The organism is Streptomyces sp. NBC_00250 (assembly GCF_036192275.1).
Lineage (GTDB): Bacteria > Actinomycetota > Actinomycetes > Streptomycetales > Streptomycetaceae > Streptomyces.
Genome location: NZ_CP108088.1, coordinates 6,326,410 through 6,347,291 on the forward strand (window position 1 = coordinate 6,326,410; position 20,882 = coordinate 6,347,291).

The 20,882-nt window shown below is 67.2% G+C and carries 26 protein-coding genes and 1 tRNA gene; 8 read left to right on the forward strand and 19 right to left on the reverse strand.

Annotated elements, in window-relative coordinates; all coding sequences use genetic code 11:
• Nucleotides 1–62 precede the first annotated feature (62 nt).
• The gene (locus OG259_RS28555; RefSeq protein ID WP_328944853.1) at nucleotides 63–725 is read right to left on the reverse strand and encodes a DUF4097 family beta strand repeat-containing protein; all 663 of its coding nucleotides are present in this window, start codon (nucleotides 723–725) and stop codon (nucleotides 63–65) included.
• Between the two features lie 285 nt (nucleotides 726–1,010).
• On the opposite strand from OG259_RS28555, the gene OG259_RS28560 reads away from it, so the two are divergent.
• Nucleotides 1,011–1,085, forward strand: a tRNA-Val gene (locus tag OG259_RS28560).
• Nucleotides 1,086–1,185: 100 nt separating this feature from the next.
• Here the strand turns inward: OG259_RS28560 and OG259_RS28565 are convergent.
• The 10 genes from OG259_RS28565 to OG259_RS28610 all read right to left on the reverse strand — a co-directional run bounded on the left by OG259_RS28565 (nucleotide 1,186) and on the right by OG259_RS28610 (nucleotide 8,108).
• Nucleotides 1,186–2,322: a tyrosine-type recombinase/integrase gene (locus tag OG259_RS28565; RefSeq protein WP_328944854.1), complete on the reverse strand. Its 1,137-nt coding sequence runs from the start codon at nucleotides 2,320–2,322 to the stop codon at nucleotides 1,186–1,188.
• Entirely contained in the window at nucleotides 2,322–2,531 is a 210-nt protein-coding gene (locus tag OG259_RS28570) for an excisionase family DNA-binding protein (RefSeq protein ID WP_328944855.1), read from the reverse strand. The genes OG259_RS28565 and OG259_RS28570 overlap by 1 nt, the downstream gene beginning before the upstream one ends.
• Entirely contained in the window at nucleotides 2,528–3,925 is a 1,398-nt protein-coding gene (repSA, locus tag OG259_RS28575; RefSeq protein ID WP_328944856.1) for a replication initiator protein RepSA, read from the reverse strand. Before repSA ends, OG259_RS28570 begins: the two co-directional genes overlap by 4 nt.
• An 88-nt stretch (nucleotides 3,926–4,013) precedes the next feature.
• The gene (locus OG259_RS28580; RefSeq protein ID WP_328944857.1) at nucleotides 4,014–4,349 is read right to left on the reverse strand and encodes a SpdD-like protein; all 336 of its coding nucleotides are present in this window, start codon (nucleotides 4,347–4,349) and stop codon (nucleotides 4,014–4,016) included.
• A gap of 11 nt (nucleotides 4,350–4,360) precedes the next feature.
• Complete coding sequence (locus OG259_RS28585) at nucleotides 4,361–4,519, reverse strand: hypothetical protein (protein WP_189835534.1); 159 nt, start codon at nucleotides 4,517–4,519, stop codon at nucleotides 4,361–4,363.
• Between the two features lie 20 nt (nucleotides 4,520–4,539).
• Entirely contained in the window at nucleotides 4,540–4,731 is a 192-nt protein-coding gene (locus OG259_RS28590) for a mobile element transfer protein (RefSeq protein ID WP_328944858.1), read from the reverse strand.
• 13 nt (nucleotides 4,732–4,744) lie between these two features.
• Nucleotides 4,745–5,446 (reverse strand): DUF2637 domain-containing protein, encoded by a 702-nt coding sequence (locus OG259_RS28595; protein WP_328944859.1) that lies wholly within the window; start codon nucleotides 5,444–5,446, stop codon nucleotides 4,745–4,747.
• Nucleotides 5,447–5,528: 82 nt separating this feature from the next.
• The gene (locus tag OG259_RS28600; protein WP_328944860.1) at nucleotides 5,529–6,884 is read right to left on the reverse strand and encodes an FtsK/SpoIIIE domain-containing protein; all 1,356 of its coding nucleotides are present in this window, start codon (nucleotides 6,882–6,884) and stop codon (nucleotides 5,529–5,531) included.
• Nucleotides 6,885–6,887: 3 nt separating this feature from the next.
• Nucleotides 6,888–7,232 (reverse strand): SCO3933 family regulatory protein, encoded by a 345-nt coding sequence (locus OG259_RS28605; RefSeq protein ID WP_030688073.1) that lies wholly within the window; start codon nucleotides 7,230–7,232, stop codon nucleotides 6,888–6,890.
• 138 nt (nucleotides 7,233–7,370) lie between these two features.
• Nucleotides 7,371–8,108, reverse strand: coding sequence for a GntR family transcriptional regulator (locus OG259_RS28610; RefSeq protein WP_443052145.1), 738 nt, complete (start codon nucleotides 8,106–8,108; stop codon nucleotides 7,371–7,373).
• Between the two features lie 60 nt (nucleotides 8,109–8,168).
• Here OG259_RS28610 and OG259_RS28615 point away from each other — a divergent pair, with 60 nt between their 5' ends.
• Both OG259_RS28615 and OG259_RS28620 read left to right on the forward strand, forming a co-directional pair.
• The gene (locus OG259_RS28615; protein WP_328944862.1) at nucleotides 8,169–8,636 is read left to right on the forward strand and encodes an NUDIX hydrolase; all 468 of its coding nucleotides are present in this window, start codon (nucleotides 8,169–8,171) and stop codon (nucleotides 8,634–8,636) included.
• Nucleotides 8,637–8,695: 59 nt separating this feature from the next.
• Nucleotides 8,696–8,863, forward strand: a complete 168-nt coding sequence (locus OG259_RS28620) for an e9imm peptide (protein WP_328944863.1) — start codon at nucleotides 8,696–8,698, stop codon at nucleotides 8,861–8,863.
• Between the two features lie 1,138 nt (nucleotides 8,864–10,001).
• On the opposite strand, the gene OG259_RS28625 is transcribed toward OG259_RS28620, so the two are convergent.
• From OG259_RS28625 to OG259_RS28650, 6 genes are all read right to left on the reverse strand, one after another.
• Nucleotides 10,002–10,340, reverse strand: a complete 339-nt coding sequence (locus OG259_RS28625) for a hypothetical protein (protein WP_328944864.1) — start codon at nucleotides 10,338–10,340, stop codon at nucleotides 10,002–10,004.
• A 267-nt stretch (nucleotides 10,341–10,607) separates the two neighbouring features.
• Complete coding sequence (locus OG259_RS28630; protein ID WP_328947202.1) at nucleotides 10,608–10,961, reverse strand: hypothetical protein; 354 nt, start codon at nucleotides 10,959–10,961, stop codon at nucleotides 10,608–10,610.
• A 474-nt stretch (nucleotides 10,962–11,435) separates the two neighbouring features.
• On the reverse strand, nucleotides 11,436–11,783 hold the full coding sequence (locus OG259_RS28635; protein ID WP_328944865.1) for a hypothetical protein: 348 nt from the start codon (nucleotides 11,781–11,783) through the stop codon (nucleotides 11,436–11,438).
• Nucleotides 11,780–12,475 carry a GntR family transcriptional regulator gene (locus OG259_RS28640; protein WP_328944866.1) on the reverse strand — a complete coding sequence of 232 codons (696 nt, stop codon included), beginning with the start codon at nucleotides 12,473–12,475 and terminating at the stop codon, nucleotides 11,780–11,782. Before OG259_RS28640 ends, OG259_RS28635 begins: the two co-directional genes overlap by 4 nt.
• Nucleotides 12,444–12,707 carry a hypothetical protein gene (locus OG259_RS28645; RefSeq protein WP_328944867.1) on the reverse strand — a complete coding sequence of 88 codons (264 nt, stop codon included), beginning with the start codon at nucleotides 12,705–12,707 and terminating at the stop codon, nucleotides 12,444–12,446. Before OG259_RS28645 ends, OG259_RS28640 begins: the two co-directional genes overlap by 32 nt.
• A gap of 271 nt (nucleotides 12,708–12,978) precedes the next feature.
• On the reverse strand, nucleotides 12,979–13,257 hold the full coding sequence (locus tag OG259_RS28650) for a hypothetical protein (RefSeq protein WP_328944868.1): 279 nt from the start codon (nucleotides 13,255–13,257) through the stop codon (nucleotides 12,979–12,981).
• A gap of 79 nt (nucleotides 13,258–13,336) precedes the next feature.
• Between OG259_RS28650 and OG259_RS28655 the strand changes: the two genes are divergently transcribed.
• From OG259_RS28655 to OG259_RS28670, 4 genes are all read left to right on the forward strand, one after another.
• Nucleotides 13,337–14,098 carry a GntR family transcriptional regulator gene (locus OG259_RS28655; RefSeq protein ID WP_328944869.1) on the forward strand — a complete coding sequence of 254 codons (762 nt, stop codon included), beginning with the start codon at nucleotides 13,337–13,339 and terminating at the stop codon, nucleotides 14,096–14,098.
• 405 nt (nucleotides 14,099–14,503) lie between these two features.
• Nucleotides 14,504–14,740 (forward strand): hypothetical protein, encoded by a 237-nt coding sequence (locus OG259_RS28660; RefSeq protein ID WP_328944870.1) that lies wholly within the window; start codon nucleotides 14,504–14,506, stop codon nucleotides 14,738–14,740.
• Nucleotides 14,737–17,526 carry an FxSxx-COOH system tetratricopeptide repeat protein gene (fxsT, locus tag OG259_RS28665; RefSeq protein WP_328944871.1) on the forward strand — a complete coding sequence of 930 codons (2,790 nt, stop codon included), beginning with the start codon at nucleotides 14,737–14,739 and terminating at the stop codon, nucleotides 17,524–17,526. Before OG259_RS28660 ends, fxsT begins: the two co-directional genes overlap by 4 nt.
• A gap of 128 nt (nucleotides 17,527–17,654) precedes the next feature.
• Nucleotides 17,655–18,143 carry a hypothetical protein gene (locus tag OG259_RS28670; RefSeq protein ID WP_328944872.1) on the forward strand — a complete coding sequence of 163 codons (489 nt, stop codon included), beginning with the start codon at nucleotides 17,655–17,657 and terminating at the stop codon, nucleotides 18,141–18,143.
• Between the two features lie 526 nt (nucleotides 18,144–18,669).
• Here the strand turns inward: OG259_RS28670 and OG259_RS28680 are convergent.
• Nucleotides 18,670–18,981 carry a hypothetical protein gene (locus tag OG259_RS28680; RefSeq protein WP_328944873.1) on the reverse strand — a complete coding sequence of 104 codons (312 nt, stop codon included), beginning with the start codon at nucleotides 18,979–18,981 and terminating at the stop codon, nucleotides 18,670–18,672.
• Between the two features lie 793 nt (nucleotides 18,982–19,774).
• On the opposite strand from OG259_RS28680, the gene OG259_RS28685 reads away from it, so the two are divergent.
• The gene (locus OG259_RS28685) at nucleotides 19,775–20,575 is read left to right on the forward strand and encodes a hypothetical protein (protein WP_328944874.1); all 801 of its coding nucleotides are present in this window, start codon (nucleotides 19,775–19,777) and stop codon (nucleotides 20,573–20,575) included.
• A gap of 84 nt (nucleotides 20,576–20,659) precedes the next feature.
• Here OG259_RS28685 and OG259_RS28690 read toward each other — a convergent pair whose 3' ends face one another.
• Nucleotides 20,660–20,854, reverse strand: coding sequence for a hypothetical protein (locus tag OG259_RS28690; protein ID WP_328944875.1), 195 nt, complete (start codon nucleotides 20,852–20,854; stop codon nucleotides 20,660–20,662).
• Nucleotides 20,855–20,882: the final 28 nt, after the last annotated feature.

Here is a 20,882-nt window from a genome sequence, read left to right on the forward strand (position 1 = left end):
TGTGTCCGCCGTGCCCGGTCCGGTTCATTCTCCCACCCGGTAAGGACGAACACACGGGCCGGTCAGTTCGCCGTGAGGACGGATACGTCACCGTTGTCGCTGCGGACGCTCACGGAGTGCTCGCTCTTGTCACGGCGTGGGACGTCGATCCGGACGTCGCCGTTGTCGCTGGCGCCGGTCACCTCGTACTCGGCGGTGGGGACGGAGACGTGGACGTCGCCGTTGTCGGTGACGACGTCGACGCGGCGGGGGACGGAGCCGAGGACGATGCGTACGTCGCCGTTGTCGGACCGGGCGACGACCTCGGGCGCGGTGGCCCCGGGCTCGACGGCGACGTCACCGTTCTCGGTGCCGAGGTCCAGAGCGCCGCCGGCCTTGCGCACACGGACGTCCCCGTTGTCGGAGCGCACCTTCATCGGGGTGGTGAAGCCCTCGGCGGTGACGCGCCCGTTGTCGCTCTCGACGGTGACGGCGACGTCGCGGGGGACCTGGATCCGGTGGACGGCGTCGCAGTTGGCGGAGACACCGTCGCAGTCGACCCGCAGGGTCAGCTTCCCGTCGACGAGCTTCCACTCGGGATCGGGCCCCGACCCCATGAACACCCACCCGTCCACCTGCCGCTCGACGCGCACGTCGTCGATGTCGGCGGGAGTGATGACGAGCTCGGAGTCGTCGGAGTCGACGGTGAGCGCGGTCCCGCCGAAGGCGAACGTCTTCCGCTCCACGGGCGCCCCCTCGACATCGGTCGATCCGCACCCGACGAGCGCGAGAGAGGCGACCAGCACTCCACCGGAGGCGAACAAGACCCGGAACGGACGACGTGCAACACCCATGACGCCAAGACCCCCACAAGAAACCCGGAAACGCGAACAGTCCCCCGACCGTACGACCCCACCACCCGCCGTCACGATCCGGCGACCCACCGTCCCCAGGGTGGGGATACCCCCCCACCGGGAGGTATCGGTTTGCAGCACCCACCCGTGCGCCATGTAGGCTGTTGCCTCTTCCACGGGTGCGTAGCTCAGGGGTAGAGCGCTGCTCTTACAAAGCAGATGTCGGCGGTTCGAAACCGTCCGCGCCCACCAGCAGGTAGCACGACAAAGGCCCAGGTCACCGGTACTGAACCGGGAGCCTGGGCCTTGTTCTTTCCCCAGCTGCGAGAGCGGTGGAGAGGCGTCGTGCCACTTACGTGCCAGATGCCTCGCCGGGCTCTGTCGGCCGGACCTTCCTGATCTGCTCGTCGACATGGGCGGCGATGGCCTGGTCACGACCGTTCACCAGGTGCTGATAGATCAACGCGGCCCGCACCGACGAGTGCCCCATCCGCTGCATCAGCTCACGCGTCGTGGCGCCACCGGTCGCGGCGAGGGTGTTCCCGGTGTGGCGCAGATCGTGGAAGTGGACGTCTCCAAGGTCGGTGGCCTTCAAGGCCCGCAGCCACAGCCGGCGGAAATTGTTCCGGCGCAGCTGCCCGCCGCGGGCTCCGGTGAAGACCAGCCCGGTCCGACCCGGCTTGGCGTAGACGGCGAGATGAGTGGCCAGGCTCTCCGCCAGAGAGGCCGGGAAGGCGACGGTGCGTACACCGGCCGCGCTCTTGGGCGTCTTGACCAGGATGCCGTCCGTCCGGGTCTCGGCCAAAGCCCGCCGTACGGTGACGGTTCGCCGGTCGAGGTCGATGTCATGGCGCTGGAGCGCGGCAAGCTCACCGAAGCGGAGCCCGGTGAAGGCCGCCAGCAGGATGAACACCCGAAAGCGCGCCGGCACAGCGTCGGCGAGCTGAAAGACCTCGCTGACGTCGAGGAAGGGCCGCTCGGCCGTCTTGGCTGCCCCGGCGCCCTTGATTCGGCAGGGGTTGCGCTGGATCAGCTCGTCGTCGACTGCGGTGTTCATGATGGCGCGGAGGATCTGGTACGCCTTGGCGACCGTCGGCTCACCGACACCCGATTCCAGGAGGCTGGCACGCCAGCGGCGGATCTGAGGCGTGGTGATCTCACTCAGGACCACGTCCGTGAAGGTCGGCAGGACATGGAGGCGCAGCGCGCTGCCGCTGCGTTCGCGGGTGGTCGCCGCGTAGTCGCGTTCCTTGAACCAGGCGTCGGCGTACACCCCGAAGAGAACCTTGTCGTCTGGGCTCTTCCATTTGCCGTCGATGATCTCCGCTTCCTGGCGGACGAGCCAGCGATCGGCATCGGTCTGCGAGGCGAACGTCTCGGGGGCCGATCGTGTGATTCCGTCGGGCCCCTGATAGCGAGCCTGGAAACGCCCTGAGGGCAGCTTGCGCACCGCACCGAAGCGGCGACGCTTGCCCTTGCTGTTCGCCATCAGGCCACCGCCGCGAATCGTCGGCGATTGGCGATCGGTTGGACGGTGTGGGCGACGACGAATTCCTCTAAGGCCCGCTCAGGGATGCGGACATGCCGCCCCACCTTGACGAAGACGATCCGGCGTTCGGCGATGAGCCGACGCGGGAACCTCTCGGTGGTGCCAAGGAGTTCGGCGGCCTGGCCCACGGTCAGCAGTCGGTCGGTCATGCGGGTGCTCCTTCCAGGGCGAGTTGGTCGCGTAGGGCTTCGCGTGCGGTCTCACGGTTGAGCTGGATGTTCCGGGCGATGGAGGCGGCGAGGGCGGCTTCACCGGGGGAGTGGCCCTGGCCGGCGTAGGACCAGGAGGTGAGGACGAGGACGGTGTCCGGCTTGATGTCGTCGAGGCCGCGGGCGGCGCGTTCTTGGGTGGCGCGGTAGTCGGCGCGGGTCTGGCGGAGCTCGCCAAGGGTGGTGGAGTACTGCCGGGACTTGGTAGAGAAGTGGCCCCGGAAGCCGAGCATGTGGGCCCAGGCGAGGAGGCGGCGATCCGGGTAGAGCGGGTCGAGGTCGAAGCAGGCTTCGACAAGGCGGCGGGTGTGGTCGGGGACGCCGAGGAGGACCAGGGCCTCACGGTTGCCGACGCGGCGGTCGAGACTGCCGGTCGTCTCCGCAGCCTTGGTGGCGTACTTGGCGATGTAGGAGGCGACGGCCTGTTCGGTGATGTCCGAGCCGTCTCCGAACGCTTTCACGGGGCGGATGTCGAGCTGGGTGCCCCAGCGGAGGCGGCGGGTGGGGTGGTCGCCGATGGCAGGGACGGCGACGGTCGTGTACGCGTGGGTGGTGGCGGCGCGGATGGTGTCGGTGAGGCGTTCGGTGGTCGCCCACGACGGTGGCGGGGAGTCGGGACCGCCCGGGCCGTCGATGCGGATTACGGCGTGGAAGTGGACGGCGCCCCGCTTCTGGAACTCGGCGACCTTCCCGTACGAGATCCGGGCGACCTCCTTCAGCTCCCGCTGCGAGAGGCCGGCCGTGGCGGCGATCTCCCGGCGGAGGCGGTTCGTGAACCTCTGCCAGAGCTGCCCGGCATGGTTGTTGAAGAGGACGGCGGCGGCGTAGTCGTACGAATTGGGGTCGAGTGGCGTGCCGACGGCGGCGTCGTCCTCGGCGTGGCGGATACCGCAGCGGCAGGGCCGGGTGCCGGGGCGGTTGTGGACCGGTCCGAAGGACGGGGCGGTGAGGGTGAGGAAGACGCGGGGGTGCTCGCGGACGGCGGCGGGGATGGCCCGGGCACTGTCTCCGGCGAGGCCAGCGCGGATGAGGTGGTACGTGTCGCCCGCGTACGTCCACGCGCAGGCGGGGCAGCGGGAGGCCCGGCGGTTGCCGCATGCGATCCGGAGCCGTGCGCCCGGTTCGGTGTCGGTGGAGTACCGATGGAGGGTCTCACCGGTGGTCTTGTCCCGGGTGAGAGTCCAGCCAGTGAGGTGGATGGGGTGGGAGCAGCCGCCGGTGCGGTGGATCTGCTCCTTCCAGCGGTCGAAGCCGGGGGACCCGGCCACCCGGAGCATGTCGCCCAGGGTGGCGGTGTCGAACCCCGCCGACGAGGCGGCTGGGACGGTCATCATGGAGTGCGTCCTTCTGGTTCTGCGAGCTGGATTGGGGCGGGGCTTCCGGGCGGCGGAGACTTGGCGGTTGAGCCACCCGGAGGCCCGACTAGCGCCGCCGCTGCTGGCCGTTGAGGAGCGAGCGCAGGACGACGGCGCAGACAGCGACCGAGGCGGTGCTGACGGCGACGGCCAGGAGCATGGAGACCAGGACCGCGCCGACGACCAGGACGCCTCCGACGACGACAAGGGCCAGGCCGGCCGGGGTGAGGCGCACAGCGGAGGATGGCGCCGGGACCGGAGCAGGGGTCGGGGCGTGGTGGTGGTTGCAGGCCGCCGCGTGGTCGGTGTGGCGGGGCGCGATGTCGGCGATAACGGCCGGCTGGACGAGCGGGGTGACGATGCCGGTCGGAAGCGGGTTGACCGGGATCCGCGGCTGGAACATGACGGTTCTCCCTACCTGTTGATCGTGTTGTCGATGAGCGGGGCGAGGACGCTGTCGGCGAGGAGGAAGCCGCCGAGGAGGATCACGGCGACGAGCCACCAGGGCGGGCGGATGAGCTTGATGCCGAGACCGCCGACGACGATCAGGGCGAGCCAGAGCGGGACGTCCATGACGCGGTTCTCCTTCGAGGTCAGCGGGGCCTGCAGCGGTGGGTTCGGGCGGCGAGCTGGGCGGCCGAGGAGCTGGAGTACTCGGTGGACCAGCCGCAGCCATCGGACGTGCACACGGCGGCGTACTTGGTGCGGCCGTGGCGGTCGCGGTGGGTGCCGATCTGCACCGGACCGATCCGCATCACGGAGTGGAAGCGGTCGCGAGCGGCCATGGGGGGTCTCCCGTCAGGCGAGCTGGGCGGCGATGGCGTTGGCCATCAGGGGCGGGACGCCGAGGCGGGCGCGCAAGGTGTCGGCGTCGATCGGGTAGCCGGTGCGGGCGCGGTAGTCGTCAGCGACCTTGCGGGCGTGAGCGACGAGGGCCGGCGGTACAGCGACGGGGGAGAGTTCGGGCTCCGGTGCGGGTTCCGGGACCGGCTCCGGTTCCGGGGAGGAGAGGGGCGATGCGGCGGTGATCTCCGGCTCGGCGACGTCATCTCGCGTGATGACCGCTTCCATGGCCGAGGGCTGCTCGATGGCCGTGTCGGGTTCCGTCGGCGCGGCGACCGCCGGATGTCCGGGGGAGTGGACGAGGAGCGTGCCGCCGAGGAACGCGAGGGCAGGCCAGCCCGCGACGAGGATGCGCAGCCAGGCGGGAACGTGGCCGAGGTCGAGGAGCCCGGCGGTGGCAACGTTCGCACCGAGCGACGCGGCCAGGGCGACCATGAACCATGTCCAGGCCGAGCGAGCAGGTACACCGGCAGCCCGCGAGGTCCGCAACCGATGCCAGGCGGCGACGAGCAGGAGATCCACGGATACCGGGTAGGCCCAAGCCTTCCAACCGGACTGTCCGGCAGCCGCAGCCAGGTCGTGGAGGTGAGCGAAGGACAGGGCGCCAGCGATCACGGCTTGTACGAGGACGGCGTCCGGTCGGCGGATGGGACGCATCGTGGGTCCTCCTTTCGGTTTCGGGCATGGGCGGGGTAGGGACCTGGCGTGAAGCGGTCACGCCGCCGTGGAGCGAGGGGATTCAGGCGATCGCGGGAGCCGTGACGGTCGACGGGGCCGCGGCTTTGCCCAGGGGCGGCAGGACGGGCCGGAAGGCGTCCAGCGCGGGGATCTCGGGCGTGCGGTGGGCGTGGGAGTTCGCGATGTTCACGGCCCGCCGGAGCGTGAGGTGGGGAGTACGGATGCGGACCCACCCACCAGAGGAGTCGCCGGCGACAGCGGTGCCGGGTCGGTCGGTGCGGATCTGGACCGTGGCGAGCACGGCGTCCGGGGCGATGTCGCCGAAGGCCATGTTGGCGGAGGTCTCATCGTTGACGCGGTGAGCGGTCCGGCCGGTGAGCTGGGCACGAAGCATGGTGATGCCCTTGCCGAGCTCGGAGCCGAAGCGCTGCCCGCAGATCTCCAGGTAGATCCCGGCGGCGCGGCCGAGCTGGGAGAGCCGGACGAGAGCGGTAATGATCCGGTCGCGGCGCTTCTCTTCCTCCTTCGTGGCGTAGAGCGCGAGCTCGGCAACCTCGTCGACCAGGAGCACGATGGGAGTCGGTCGCAGGTGGTCGGGCAGGTCCCAGATATCGGCGGTGATCTCCGCATCTGGTGTATCCGCGCTCAACCTCTGTTCGCGACGGATCAGTTGATAGACGCCCTCCATGTGCTCGATGAGCGCGTCGAGGAGGTCGGCGGCGGCATCAGGGTCATCGGCCAGAGCGCTGAACCGCCGGGCGAGCGGAGCGAGTTCGACTCCCTGCTTGCAATCGATGCCGACCAAAGCAACGTCCAGCGCGGCGAGCGCAGTGACGAGGTTGCGCTGATAGACGGACTTCCCAGACTGCGTGGCACCAACGTTCAAGGCATGAGGGGTCTGGCGATAGTCGCGGTAGTAGACCTCTCCGTCCTCCCGCATGGCGACCGGAACGCGCATCACCCCACCACGGGCAGCCGCGGGCATGTGAACCCGCTTGAGGACGTCGTACCCGGTCATCCGCAGCTCGACGACACCCGAGCGGACCTCCCGGGCGGTGACGTTCTGCATGACGAACGAGTGGCGGAGCCGGTCCGAGGCGGCGGAGAAGTCGAACGCGTCCTGGCCGGGCCGCAGCTTCAGCCGCAGTGTGAGCCCAGTCCGAGTCGGCCGCAGCCGCAGGATCCGGGGCGCCCGCGAATCGGGGACGGGTCGGCCGGTCATCCGGGCCAACGCCAGGCGCCAGCGCGAGGGCGGCACGGTCAGCCCACACGCGTCCATGACCGACGCGTACCGGGCCAGGATCCGCACCACGGCGAAGACGACGCCAAAGCTCATCCAGTACCAGGCCGGACGCTGCCACCGCAGCAGCAGTGCGACCGTGGCGACCAGCGCGAGGGTGACCGTTAAGGCGGTCATGGGTCAGCCGACCTTCGCTGCGGCGAGCGAGGTGACGGCGACGGCGCGGAAGCTGATGCCGTGGCGCTTCTGGCCGTTGAACTCGTTCTCCCACGGCCGTGCTACGACACCGGTCAGGGCGACCGGGGTGCCCATGGACAGCTCCTCGGAGATGCCGGTCTTGGGCACGGTCAGGTTCAGGATCTCGGCGTTGCCGTCCATGACGAACATGACGTCGACCGTCATCAGCGGGGCACCGGTGTCCCGGTCGGTGGCGATCTCACCGGTCTGACGGTTCGCGATCTTCGGGGCCGGGGGCTGGGCCACCATCACCATCGCGGCGGACGTGTCGACAGGGATCTGACGCACAGTGGATCACTCCTCTATAGAGGCTGGACTCATTCACTCCTGTATAGGAGTGACATGAAGAAGAGTGCACCACTCCTGTACATGAGTCAACCCGCCACGGATGGAAACCGCAGCGGGTTGAGGGGAGTTGAGCGAGCGTCAGTCGGTCGCGGGGATCCGGTACTGGAAGACGAACTGGTCAGCAGCCATGAGGGTGTCGCAGACCTCCACGACCCGCCCCTCCTTCGTCACGGCGTCCCGCAAGAGGTGCACTACAGGCGCCCCAGGGCTGAGAGCGAGCTCTGACGCTTCCGCCTTCGCGGCCGGCCGAGCCTGAAGTGTCTCGACGAACTCGGCGAAGATGTGACCCTGGTCTTCGAGCCGGGCGTAGATGCCGCCGGGGCCAGGGTTCTCGGCGAACAGCTCAGGGATGTCCTTGACCACGTCCCACGGCAGGTACGACGAGGCGGTCTCGACGGGAGTCCCGTTCCGGAAGTACAGACGCCGTCGCGCGAGCACCTGCGTCCCCACCTCGACACCAAGCCGTTCGGCGATGTCTGCGGATGCTTCCATGGGCCCGATGTAGAGGACGCTCACCTTGGCCGTGGCGCCGGACTGTTCGGACTCGGCGAGGTAGGCAGCCTTACCGCCCCGCCGATGAGAAGCACGGAACCGATCCGAAGACCGAAGCCGCACGGGAGGCCGGTCCTTCACGATGGAGCCCTTGCCGTGCCGGGTCTCGACGAGCCCACTGGCCCGCACCTCGACCATGGCCTTACGGATGGTCCCGCCGGCGACCCCGTACCGCTCGACGAGCTCGGACTCGCTGGGCACCATCTCACCAGCCTTGAGTACGCCGGACCGGATCTGCTGAACGATCTCGTCGGCGATCTGCACGTACCGAGGTACGGCCCTGCCGGCTCCTGCTGGAGTTCCCACGGTCCTACCCACTCTCCTATGCTCCTGTACATGAGTAACGGGAGCGCGGGAACAAAGTCAACGCCACTCCACTCGGTGTCCGTGGCCGGAGCGGTAGTGCGCGAAGACGGCCGCCTCCTGGCAATCCGCCGAGCGGACAACGGCACGTGGGAACTCCCGGGCGGAGTCCTCGAACTCACCGAGGCCCCGGAAGCAGGCGTCGCCCGCGAGGTCCTGGAGGAGACGGGCATCCACGTCGAGGTGGACGAGCTGACCGGCGTCTACAAGAACACCACCCGCGGCATCGTGGCCCTGGTCTTCCGCTGCAAGCCCTCAGGCGGCACCGAACGAACCTCGGACGAGTCCACCGCGGTCGACTGGCTGACACCGGTTGAGGTCGAGGAGCGCATGGCGGAGGTCTACGCGATCCGCCTCCTGGATGCCCTGGACGGAAACGGCCCCCACGTCCGCAGCCACGACGGCCGCCACCTGATTACGCACCCATGAGCCCGCAACCGGCATGGCGGATGACTCGCGAGGAAGCGATCCCCCTGGCCGAACGCCTTATGAACCCAGAGACTCCCGAGGAAGAGTCCTCCCAGATCCTGGCCACCCTTGAACGGGGCTTGGCCTGCCCGCACATCAGCGACTACATCTGCTGGGACCCCGACCCCAAGCTGACGCCCGAGAAGGTCGTCGACAGAGCCCTGGCCTACAAGCCAATCGTCCTCTGAGGGCAGCGCGGTAAGACTTTCTCTACTTCATCAAGGCACCCGCCGCGCACGCGCGGCGCGTGCGGCCCGTCGCCCGGGCCTGCGCTCCTGTCTCCGCCCCGCTCCAGCCCGGCCGCCGTCCGCACGCCTGACGGCTCGGGTTGATGGGCGGGAACAACCACGGTGTGGCCGGGGCGAGTGTGCGAGGTGCCGGCCAGGACAATGCCTCCGGCGGGGGCGCTCAGGCTCCGGGATCGAGGGGGCCCGTGGACGACTGCGGGCAGCGTCGTGATGGAGGTGGGGGCTCCCATCCCGCCTGCCATCGACCCAGGCAGAGCCGAGCAGACACGGGCCCTGGCGTCCAGGTCGTTCGTACAGTGGCGCGCTCCACCTGGACGCCAGGACCCGCGCCCGCTCCACATGCGTGTGGGTCGACGGCAGACGGGATGGGAGCCAGCGCGAGCCGCGGGCAAGGAAGGCTGACAGGTTCCCCGTGAAATCTCCAGCGCAGGTCCACACCACCTTGCGTTTCCCTTGCCCGAAGCAGTATCTGATTTGCGCGACCTCAGCACTCGGGAATGGAGGATGAGGAGTCGTCGGGCCAGATCGACGAGGCCCTTCCGCCATCTCCTTAAGGGCAGCCCCACCAGGCACCGACTAGATAACAGATTCCTGCAAGGGCGAAAGCGTACCTCCCGAGATGCCAATACCTCTCCCCATTGCGAGGCCATTTCGCGTCTTCGCTTGTGTTCCAATCGCACTGCTGGTTCCGCGCTGAATGGCCTGTAGGCCATCGCCTTTGAATGCTTCGTACGGCAAACTCAAAGTTGATCCGTGCGTGGGCGAGGCAGAAGCCGCTCACGCCAATCAGTGTTACTAGCAAGGATTTCAATACGAGCGGCACGCCCGAAAGCAGCTGAGCGCTAAAGTCTCCACCCGCCAGAGCAATAAAGGCGGCGAGCCCCACTGCGACCCACGTGATCATATGTGTGCGATTCGAGTATGACTCTTCCCTCTCCTGAGGAGAATGGTTCTTGGCTTTTGTTTCGTAGCTGTAGGGAAGCCCCAGGGCCTCTGCCTGCCGGTGCTGCAGTGCCGCCTTGATGTGTTTCTTCACGCCCATGGCGAGTCCTTTAGGGTGCCTTAGCTGGAGGGGCGTTTAGGGCTCTCCAAAGTGATTTGCGAGCTCAAGTGATGCCTGTAGGTAGTCTCTAAGTAGATCACTGGCTACCTCGCCCTCCCCGTTGCTAGAACGGGCGACAGCCGCCACCGCTACAAGCTGACTTGTCAGCTCCAGAAAGTTGAGGGAAAGGCCCCCGCTCCAATCTTTGGCTAGCTCCAGGGTGAGCGATTTCGCCGCTTGCACCTCGGTGGCGGCCATTTCTACGTTGTATCCGTATTCGTTCGCAAGCCGCTCTCCAATACCGAAGCCGCTCTCAATGGCCGCCTCGGTACCCCGATAGGGATTCCCTGGAGACCTGCCGAAATACGATGTCAACGTGATTCTCCTTCCGCGTGACTGCTTCCATCATTCTTTCGGCATTCGAACTGTCGGGCACAATCCGCCATCTAGGGGATCGTTATTGCGGTGCGGCTTCGAGCGAATGGCTTCGGCGCCGACCGGACTGCCTCACCCTTAAGCTGCGCGCGTGGACCCAGCGACATCAGCAGCTGACATCAACGGCAACCGAGGTCTCCGCAGGTGGATCGAAGAGCGGCCAGCGAGCCCTGTCTCGGCACGCCGTGCCGTAGGGTGATCGAACTCCTAAAGCGGTGACCGCTCGACCCGCCGCTGCAGGCGGGCGCAGGCCACCAGTGCGCTGCCGTCTTCGGTGAAGTAGATCAGGAAGGTCCATTGCTGATCGGCAGAATCGATCAGCCCTCCGCGCACCGGCCGGCCATGCTCGCGGAGGAGCCGCACCATTCGTTCGAGCCCGAGAGGTTCGACTCCGTGCAGCCGCATGCGCCGAAGTCGGCGTGCAAAGATCCCGGCGTGCTGTTCTGTGGGATGCGTCGTATCCCACACGCGGTAGGTGGCGCCGCTGCGGAGGGCGGCCAGAGCAGCCGCGGACGCCTCGTCGTCACCGGCCAACAGCTTCTCCAGCGAATGCCGTTCCATGGTCACCCCCGCCGGGATCCTGCGGTACAGCAGCCAGGTACCGCAACCCCAGCAACTGCCCCCGTCCGGTAGCGTCCTTCCGGAGCCTGGTAGCGGCCGGAATGGCCGTCACTGACCGATCCGGCTAGAGCTACGGATCAGAAGGCATGCCCGACGGCGTGGGTGCCGGGCTCACTCAGGCACCTGCTTGCCATGGCTGCGCAGAAGGTCGGCAGCAGCCAGCCGCGACGGATACGGGCCTGCTCCCGTAGCGCCAGGAGCGGAGTAGTGGGGGTGGCCCCGTTAAGGGGCGCCCTCACCACGTTCCGGAACTGGCGTCGAGCCCGCGGCCTATTTGTGGACGGGGGCTTCCCTGGCGCCACGGCTCAAGCCTCTGACCAGCAGATGCGCGCTGGGCACACGCGGCCTCCGGAGCCGTGTGCACGAAGCCCCGGACTTTGGTCCGGGGCTTCGTGTCGCTGCGTCGAGCGGTTGCTAGCCGAAGGCGCCTGCCGGCAGGCGGGGGTCCTCGTTGCTGCCTCCGTGGCCGGAGGAGTCAGGGCGCGGGAGACGGTGGCCGCGGCTTGTTGCTACGCGGAGTGCGTCTCGCAGGGCGCCGGCGAGGTCCGCCGCCAGGAGGCGGAGCTCCTCCGGATCCGACGTCTCGTCGACGAGCACTTCATGGGCGTGCTCCAGGAGCTCCGCGCCGGCGGAGAGTTGAGCGGATTCGGCGTGGTTGGCCAGACGGGACAGGGGGCCGCCAGCGGTGTCGGTGCTCAGGAAGCAGGGCTTGCCGTCGGGTCCCGACCACGGCAGAAGGCGGAGTTCGTTGTGGGGTGTCATCCTTCGGTTCTCCTGTCGTCGGCCGTGTGGTGGGTGGTGAAGATGGCTTCCGCACGGTCGCCGGGGATGGCCAGCACTGCTGCCTCCACGACGCGGCCGGCGGTGTCGGTCGCTACGCGGGTGATGGCCAGGACGGCGAGAGTCGGGCTGATGCGGAGAGTTGCCGCCTCCAATGCGGTTGGGAGGCGAGCGCAGAGCGTTTCCTCAATCTCGGCCAGTGGCGTCGCCTCTTTTGCGGGCCAGGGCGACTCGTCGGGTGTGACGGCCGGCGCCAGATCGCGCGGGATGTAGACGCGGGCCAGGCCGTAGGGCGAGGTGCCGTCGTGGCTCAGGCAATGGAATTCGGTGAGGGGAGTCCCGACCGGTACTCGCAGCAAGGTGCACAGGTGGCCGCGCGCCCGGATCCTGGTGACGCGGATGCTGCTCTGCAGGGCGGGAGTCGGCGGTGTCGGGCTGCCGCCGCGGTACGTGATCCTCTGAACAGGGCGACGGACGAAGTTGCCCTTGCCGTGGACCTTTTCGACGAGCCCTTCGGCCTGGAGGAGTGCGAGGGCGCTCCGCAGGGTCGGTGTGCTGACCGTGTAGCGGGCGGCGAGTTGGGTTTCGGAGGGGAGCCGCTCGCCGGCCTTGATGCGGCCGGTCGAGATCTGGGCCCTGAGGTCATCGGCGATGACGTGACGGCGAGAAGCCACGGAGCTGATCACCAACTCTCTGCATCCGCAGGGCGATGAGCCGGGTTCGGGAGTGCATGGTGAGCAGTTCGCCCGACTCGAAGAGGAGGCGCTTTGCCCCGCCTGGGAGTTGGATGAGATCGGCTACGCGGCATGCCTGGCCGCCGATCTGGATGACGTCGCCCCGCTGGACATTGGCGGAGGTGATCTCGACGTTGGAGGCCAGCGCGCCGCTGGGCGTCCAGCTCCTCATGGCGTTGCCTCCTTTGGCGCTTTCCGGCCGGCCGCCGGGTGGCAGGGGCAGTCACACGCCTCGTAGATCACGGGGACGCCGACCGGCGCCAGCGAAGGTGAGGACTGCGCGCACTCGTTGTGCGTGCCGATCCGGCACGAGCTCGACCGGTACGGGGTGGCTTGCGGGGGCATCAGTTGACCTCAGGCGGCACGAAGCGCGTCGGCCTTAAAGGGTGGACTCTGGTGCGTCCAACTGCGCGGCGGATACGGTTCAACATGCTGATCAGCTCCTATCGCTGATGGCCAGGTCCCCGGACGTCGCCCGTCGCGTGGACCCTTCTGTGTACGGCGGCCCATAAGGTGCGGCCGTTCAGGCTGCTGGCCTGGAGTCCGAATCGATCGGCCTCCGCCACCACTTCCAAGGCCTCCCGCCATGTCTCGGCGGGGAGTGACTCCGGTACCTCCGCTTCGATCGATGTGTGACGGGCGTTCTCCTCCATGCGTGTGGTGAGTCCTAGGGCGGACAGCCGGGCGGCGATGTCCTCTGCGCTTGCTGCCGAAGCGGGCACAGGAGAGCCTCCGTCGCCATGGGGTCACTTTGCGTGAAGCTAGTTAACTAGATTAGAGCTAGTGGACTAGATTTTCCATATGCTTGAGCAGCAGCCGCCGTATCTCCGCATCGCTGACGAACTCCGGCGGAGGATCGCGGAGCACGAGTGGGAGCCCGGAGACCGTCTCCCTTCGCGTGCCCAGATCGGCCAGGAGTGCGGTGTCGGCGAGAACGTCGTCCGTCGAGCGCAGGAGCTGCTGATCTCGCAAGGAGTCCTGGAGGGGCGGGCGGGATCCGGTACGTACGTCGCGGAGCCGCGTCAGCGTGTGCGCGTTGTTCGTTCGTCAGCGCGCGAGCAGGGTGGCGGTTCGCCGTTCCGGGCCGACATGAGGGCCTTGGGTAAGCAGGGGGACTGGGAGAGCCGGACCGAGGCCAAGGTTCCGGCGCTGGCGGAGATCGCGACGCGGCTCGGTATCGCCGAGGGTGACTTGTGCGTCCGCACGGTGTACGAGTTCCTCGCCAATGGCAGGCCCGTACAGCTCTCGACGAGCTGGGAGCCGTACGACCTTACTGCTGGCACCCTAATCGTGCTCCCCGAGGGCGGTCCGCACGCCGGGGCGGGCGTCGTCATCCGAATGGCCGCGATCGGCATCACCGTCAGCCACTCCGTCGAGCAGCCGGAGCCGCGGCTGGCGACTGCCGAAGAGGCGTCACTGCTCGGGATCCAGAAGGCCGCCCTCGTCACCCACATCCGGCGGACGTACTACAGCAGCGAGGGTCGCCCCGTGGAGACTGCGGACATCATCATCCCCGCCGCTCTCTGCGAGATCGTCTACGAGGTACCCATCAGTCGACGCTGAGGCAGCAGCGTCGCGCCTTCAGTGCTGTCAGGCGTCGGATCCTCCTATCTCGCCACGAAATAGGCTGTTTCGCATCTACGAACGGCGAGTAAGGAGCGCCCGCCTCCTCTCAGCCGTTCCGAGGACCAAACATGGGGATTCTTCATTCTGCGCTCCCCGAGGCGTAATTGGTTCCTAGGCTGGAAGGCGGGCGTCAGTTGCGCTCTAGAAGCGAGGTTGAGGATGAGTGCGGAGATCGTTCAGTTCTTGGGCCAAGCGGCCCCGTACCTGACGGCTGCTCTGGGAGCTTACGGAGCAGGAGTACTTACTCGGACCGAAGGTGCAGCCGTCGAGGCTACGGCGAACGTGGGCCGGCGCCTGCTACAAGCAGTGTGGCGACGCCGCAACGAGGAGGGTCGCGCAGCATTGGAGGCTGCGGTACATGATGCGTCCAGTGAGCCAGAAGACGACGATGCCGCAGCGGCACTGCGTCAGCAAATCAAGCGCGCATTGCGCGAGGACCGAGAACTACTGCTGGAGCTCACCAGGTTGCTGCCAGCTGTGCACGCCCCGATGACTGTGATTGCGTCGGGTCAGCGTGCGATCGCGGCACAGACGATCACCACCGCGGTGACCGGGGACAACGCGACCACCCAGCCGTGACCACCAACGACCCGCTGACGCCCTCGAAGGCAACCGCCTCAGGAGACCGAGCGATCGCGGCAGGCAGGATCGGAGTGGCAATCTCCGGGGATGGCGCCAACGTAGTGACGCTGCCTCCTGACGCAATCGACTGGGCTATGAATGTTGCCGCACCAACCGGACTGGGGAATCTCCCCGCGCCAGCAACAGGGGTGTTCCTGGGCAGGGAAGACGAGTTGCTGCAGTTACGGCGACTGCTGACGGGTCGGCGCGAGGCCGCGGTGACACAGACGCATGCCATTCACGGCCTGGGAGGCATCGGCAAATCCGCACTGGCGCTGCATTACGCCCACCGCTACCGTGCGGAGTACACCCTCGTCTGGTGGATCACTGCAGAGTCACCTGATCAAATCAGCGCAGAGTTGGCCGCCCTCGCCCTACGCCTGTGTCCGCAGTGGGCGGCATCCGCCCAACTGGAAGAACGAACCGCCTGGGCGATCCAATGGCTGCAGTGGCACCCCGGATGGCTTCTGATCTTCGACAACGTCGAAGATCCTCGGGATCTGCGCCGGTATCTGGGAGCTTTGCCCAATGGGCACCATGTCGCCACCAGCCGCAGAGCCACTGGATGGCACTCCATCGCCCCGACCCTGCCACTGGGGCTGCTCGACCAAGTCGCCGCTGCCGACCTACTGTGCGCGATCGCGCTCGAAGGCCGCGCTCCATCCAATGAACAGCGCCGCCAGGCCGAAGGGCTGGCTCGTGATCTGGGCTACCTGCCCTTGGCCCTGGAACAGGCTGGCGCGTATCTCCAGCAGACCGGCATTGCCATAAACGTTTATCGACAGAAGCTTGGGCTGCTGCTAGACCGCGCTCCTGACAGCGTCGACCCCGAACGCACGATCGCGCGCATTTGGGATCAGACGCTTGCCACATTGACCATCCGCAACCCATTTGCCGTCACCGTGCTGAACACGCTTGCTTGGCTCGCTCCCGAAGGCATCTCACGCACCATACTGAGCCACATATCACCCGATCCTCTCGCTTTGGATGAGGCGCTGGGCATGCTGCACGCCTACAGCATGATCGCTTTCTCCTCCCCAGGTGAGCTAGCCATCCACCGCTTGGTACAAACTGTGCTGCGCAACGCCGCACTGACGGAGCAGGGTTCGCCTGCAGGGAGAGGTGAGGCTGAGCAAGTCGTGGCACAGGTCCTGTACCCGGACGGAGCCGAGGAAGCGGCACCCGAAAACCACTGGATACCACACATCGACCATGTGTCTGCTCTTGCTGCCAGCAGCCCCATTAACCACAACAGCGACCTACCTCCTGACTTTTACGAGCCTGTGATGACCTACCTGTATGAGCAGGGTCAGGACGCACGCGCAATCCCTCTCCGCGAAGCCACCGTGGCCCAATGCGAACGTCTCCTGGGCGACACGCACCCATCCACACTGGCCAGCCGCAGCAACCTCGCCTATGCCTACCAGGCTGCCGGAGACCTACATCGGGCCATCAAGCTGTACGAAACCACCCTCGATCAGCGCAAGCGCGCTATGCGCGCCACACATCCTGACACCTTGGTCACCTGCAACAACCTCGCCGGCGCATACGCGGCTGCAGGCGACTGGAGGCGCGCCATGCCCCTATTCGAAGCCACCCTCGCTCAGCGCGAGCAGGTCCTCGGTGAAACCCACCCCGACACGTTGACCAGCCGCAACAATCTGGCGTACGCCTACGAGGCCGTAGGGGACCTCAGGCATGCCATTCCCCTCTTCGAGACCACCCTTGCCCAGCATGAGCAGGCCCTGGGCGACACTCATCGCCAGACGCTCTACAGTCGCAACAACCTCGCCCATGCCTACGAGTCCGCCGGGGATCTGGCGCGAGCGACCGCCTTGTACGAAACCAATCTGGTCGATCGCGAACGGATCCTGGGGGACATGCACCCCGAGACTCTGCAAGGCCGAAACCACCTCGCCCGCGCATATCAGAAGGCGGGCGACCTGGCGCGCGCCATCCTTATTTTTGAGGCCACTCTTGCCCAACGTGAGCAGGTCCTTGGCGAAACCCACCCCGATACTCTGATTAGCCGCAACAACCTTGCCTTCGCCTATCAAGAGGTCGGAGATTTCACGCGTGCCATTCCCATGCTCAAGGCCACCCTTGCCGAGCGTGAACAGATTCTTGGTGAAAACCACCCCGAAACGCTGAACAGCCGCAACAACCTCGCCTTCGCGTATCAAGGGGCCGGAAACATCGAGCTTTCCATCCCCTTGTATGAGGCCACCTTCACCCAGCGCGAGCAGGTTCTCGGAGAAACTCATCCTGACACCCTGACCAGCCGCAACAACCTCGCTAGCGCTTACTCGGTGGGCGACCCCCTACGCGCTGCCTCGTTGCTCGAGATGACCGTTAACCAGAGTAGGCAGATCCTTGGGGACAACCACCCGTCCACACTGACCAGCCAGCACAACCTCGCCCACGCATACGACTCAGCAGGAGACTTCGAGCGGGCCATTCCCGTATACGAGGCCACCCTTGCTCAGCGCGAGAAGGCCCTTGGGGAGTCCCACCCCGATACTCTGACCACCCGCCACAACCTCGCCGGCGCGTTGTTCGCTGCGGGAGACCTGAACCGAGCCGTACCCCTGCTTGAGCTGACCCTTACTCAGTGCCAGCAAGTGCTGGGTGACAGTCACCCAAACACCCTGATCCTCCACCACAACTTGACCCAGGCCTACAAGGCGGTCTTCGCGGCTCGCGGCCTATTCGTGGAAATAGAGCCTGTAGCGAGGGAGGAATGAACCTTTGAGCTGCTGAAATAGGCGAGACGCACGAGGCCTCCAGAGCCGTTTGCAGGCAAGCCGCTGAGGCCTCTGAACCAATGGCAATCTGCTGGTCAAAACGCCTCGCGCCCTTCACGATGGCCGTCATGGACCGGTTGCAGGACAGTGCTTGGCAGTACGTGGCGGAGGTACTCCGCCCAGAGGATCTCCCGATGCTCGCTGCGCACGCGCTAGTTGACGGGCACGACTCTCCTGCCCTGCGTGAGCTGGCCGGCCTGCCGCGCCGGAGCGATGTGACCGAGGTCCGCGAGCTGTACGTCCAGGCGCTGAGCGAACTCGGCGTGCCTTTGCCTGATGAGGAGACGGCTGGCCGACGTCTCCTCGTGAGCCTCGCGTTCGGTCTTGTGCAAGGCGATCTGAGTCCCAAGGAAGTGGGCAACAGCCTCTCGATGACCGTCGCGGCACACACTGAGGAGGAGACACAGTTCCTCTCCATCGCGGCGGAGTACAGCGAATGGATCGGACCGGATGATCTTCCGGCATGGGAACGCGAGCTGCAAGCGGCAGCCCAGTTGTTGGCGGCTTCTACCGACCTTGGTTCCGGCATCCGCGTACCAGCTTCGCGGCACGACTGACCCCCTGGCCTCGGCGCGCTCTCGTGCCAGATCCGTGCCAGATCGAGCGGTCAACCACGGACACCCGGAGCCCGTCGCGGGGTGAACGCCCGTCGAGAGACTCGTCGCGTGGCACGCGCGACGACCAGCGAGGACGTATCCACGCGTGGTGCCAGGCTTACAAAGCAGATGTCGGCGGTTCGAAACCGTCCGCGCCCACCAGTGCAAAGGCTCCCAGTTGATCATCTGGGGGCCTTTGACATCTACATCTGACATCAACGTCCATGGCCACCTGGGCTCTGGGGCCTGCTCGGCTGATCATGATGAGCGTCAGGGCTGCGGTTCCGTCGAAGCCGCGGCATCGGGTGTGGATGGTTCGGTCCGCGGCGCGCGAGCAGCCCGAGGGGTCGCGGTTCCCGGCGGACACGGAGGCCGTGGGGCGGAACGCGCATCCGGCGGACGTACTACAGCACCGAAGGGCGGCCCGTGGAGGCGGCGGACATCGTCGTCCCGGCTGCCCTGTGCGAGATCGTCTACGAGATCCCCGTCAACCGGCAGCAGGGATAGGCGTCGGCTCCGACGTGCCGGTCGTGATGGCTCCCGTCCACCAACCCGGTTCCTCGCTCGCCTGCCAGGAGATCGTCAGCGATTGGCCGGCTATCTCCTCGGCCTTGGCGTGCGCGGCTGTCTGAGCTTCGCCGGGTTCGCCTTCGGCACCGGGACGGGCTAGGTAGCCGTCCGCGGCACCGCGGGGTTCCGAGAAGTACAGGGCGTAGCGCCAGCGGTCGGGTGTGCGGAACAGGGCGATCGTTGCCGGGGACCCCAAGTCGTCCCGCCAGTGCTTCCGCTTACTCGTCATGTCCGCACGGTAGCCCCGACGAGCCGGGAGTCGCCGGTGCCTTTCGGCTCGGGTATCGTCCGTCCCGGCTGCGATCCCGGTGCTGCAAAGACGGGCGATCGGGCAGTGGTTCACCGGGAGTTCCCACTGCTTGCGCCCGTACCGACTCCTTCTCCGCCCCAGCGGATCTGACATCCACGGCTGGCATCGACGACGGTGGATGTCAGCGGTCCTGCCCGGCTGTCCGTAGCAGCCGTCACCAGCGGCCGACCCGTGGCCGTGACCGCACAACCGAACTTGCACAGGCGATGTCGGCGGTTCGAAAGCGTCCGCTCCCATCGGTGTGAGGACCCCCAGTCGATCTTGGCGCGGGGCCTCGGTCGTCGTGGGGAGGTCGGTAGGCCGTCCGAGGACGGGTGCCTCATGGGGCTTGGTCTCTCGCTCCCGTGGCGTCCTTCGTTCGAAGTTCCCTCCGTGGCCTGGGTGGGTCGTCGGCCACACGGGGTGTTCTCGCGGGCCGTTCGGGCGGTGTTCGGGCTGGTTGCGGCGTGGCTTGCGGGTGGGTGGGGGATCGGTTGTTCTCGGGTGCGGGTGCGGGTGCGTGGGGTGTCCATGCCCGTCTACGGCAGCGGGGCCGGGTCTCCGGTGTGCCTCGTGTGGAGAACGGAGAAGCCGGATGCTCAAGGGATCTGCTCGTGCACTGCTGTCGGCGACGGTGCTGGTGGCGACATCGGGGGCGGTCGGGTTGGGCGGGGCCGTGACGGCTGTGGCCGCGGCGGTCGCTTCGGTGGACTGTCGCGGCAACCCTGCGGCCTTGCAGACCGCCATCGGTGGTGCCGCCCCGGGGGCGACGCTCCTGGTGAGGGGGACCTGCACCGGGCCCTTCGCGATCGACGAGGACCTGACCCTGATCGGCCTCGGGGGTGCTGTGCTCGACGGCAACCAGGCCGGTTCCGTGGTGACGGTGACCGGGGCCGTCCGGGTGCGGCTGCATGAGCTGACCGTCACCAACGGCGCGGGAGGCAACGGTGGCGGCATCCGCAACGACGGCGGCACGCTGGAACTGACCGGCTCCTCGGTGGAGCACAACACCGCGGGCGGTGGCGGCGGCATCTACAACCACGCCGGCAGCACGGTGAGGCTGACCGGCTCCACGGTGAGCGACAACACCGGTCACTCCGGCGGCGGCCTCATCAACTTCGGCACCGTGAGGCTGACCGGCTCCACCGTGGAGCGCAACACGTCGACGATCGACGGCGGCGGCCTCTACAACAACTTCGACGCCACGCTCACGCTGACCGCCTCCACGGTGCGCGACAACACGGCGGCAAGGTCCGGTGGCGGCGTCTACAACATCTTCGACAGCGCGGTGGCGCTGGTCGGTTCCTCGGTGCGTGGCAACACGGCGGGTGCCGACGGCGGCGGCATCTGGAACGACCTCGACTCCACCGTGACCCTGGCCGGTTCCTCGGTGCACGGCAACACGGCGGGCAACGACGGCGGCGGCGTCTACAACCACGCCGGCAGCACGGTCACGCTGATCGGCTCCGCGGTGCGCGACAACCGCCCGAACAACTGCGGCGGGGCCGTTCCCGTCCCCGGCTGTACAGGTTGAATTCCCTTCGCCGTTGGAGCACAGCATGAGCGTGACAGCCCCCTCGCCGTCATGGCGAGGGGGCTTTCACGGTCCGTGGTGGCGTCAGGCCTTGATCACTTCGACCTTCTTGTCGCCCGCGCTCGCCTCCACCTTGACCGTGCCCGTCTCGCGGTTGCTGGCCTCGGTCGTGCCGGTGGTCGTGTGGCCCGCCAGGGCTATCAGAGCGGCGGCGAGGATGCCGAGGGTGATGCCGACCTTGGTGGCGGTGGTCGGGTGGGTGAGGTGGTGCTGCGCCACGGTTCCTCCCTGAAGTTTCGGTGGCCGA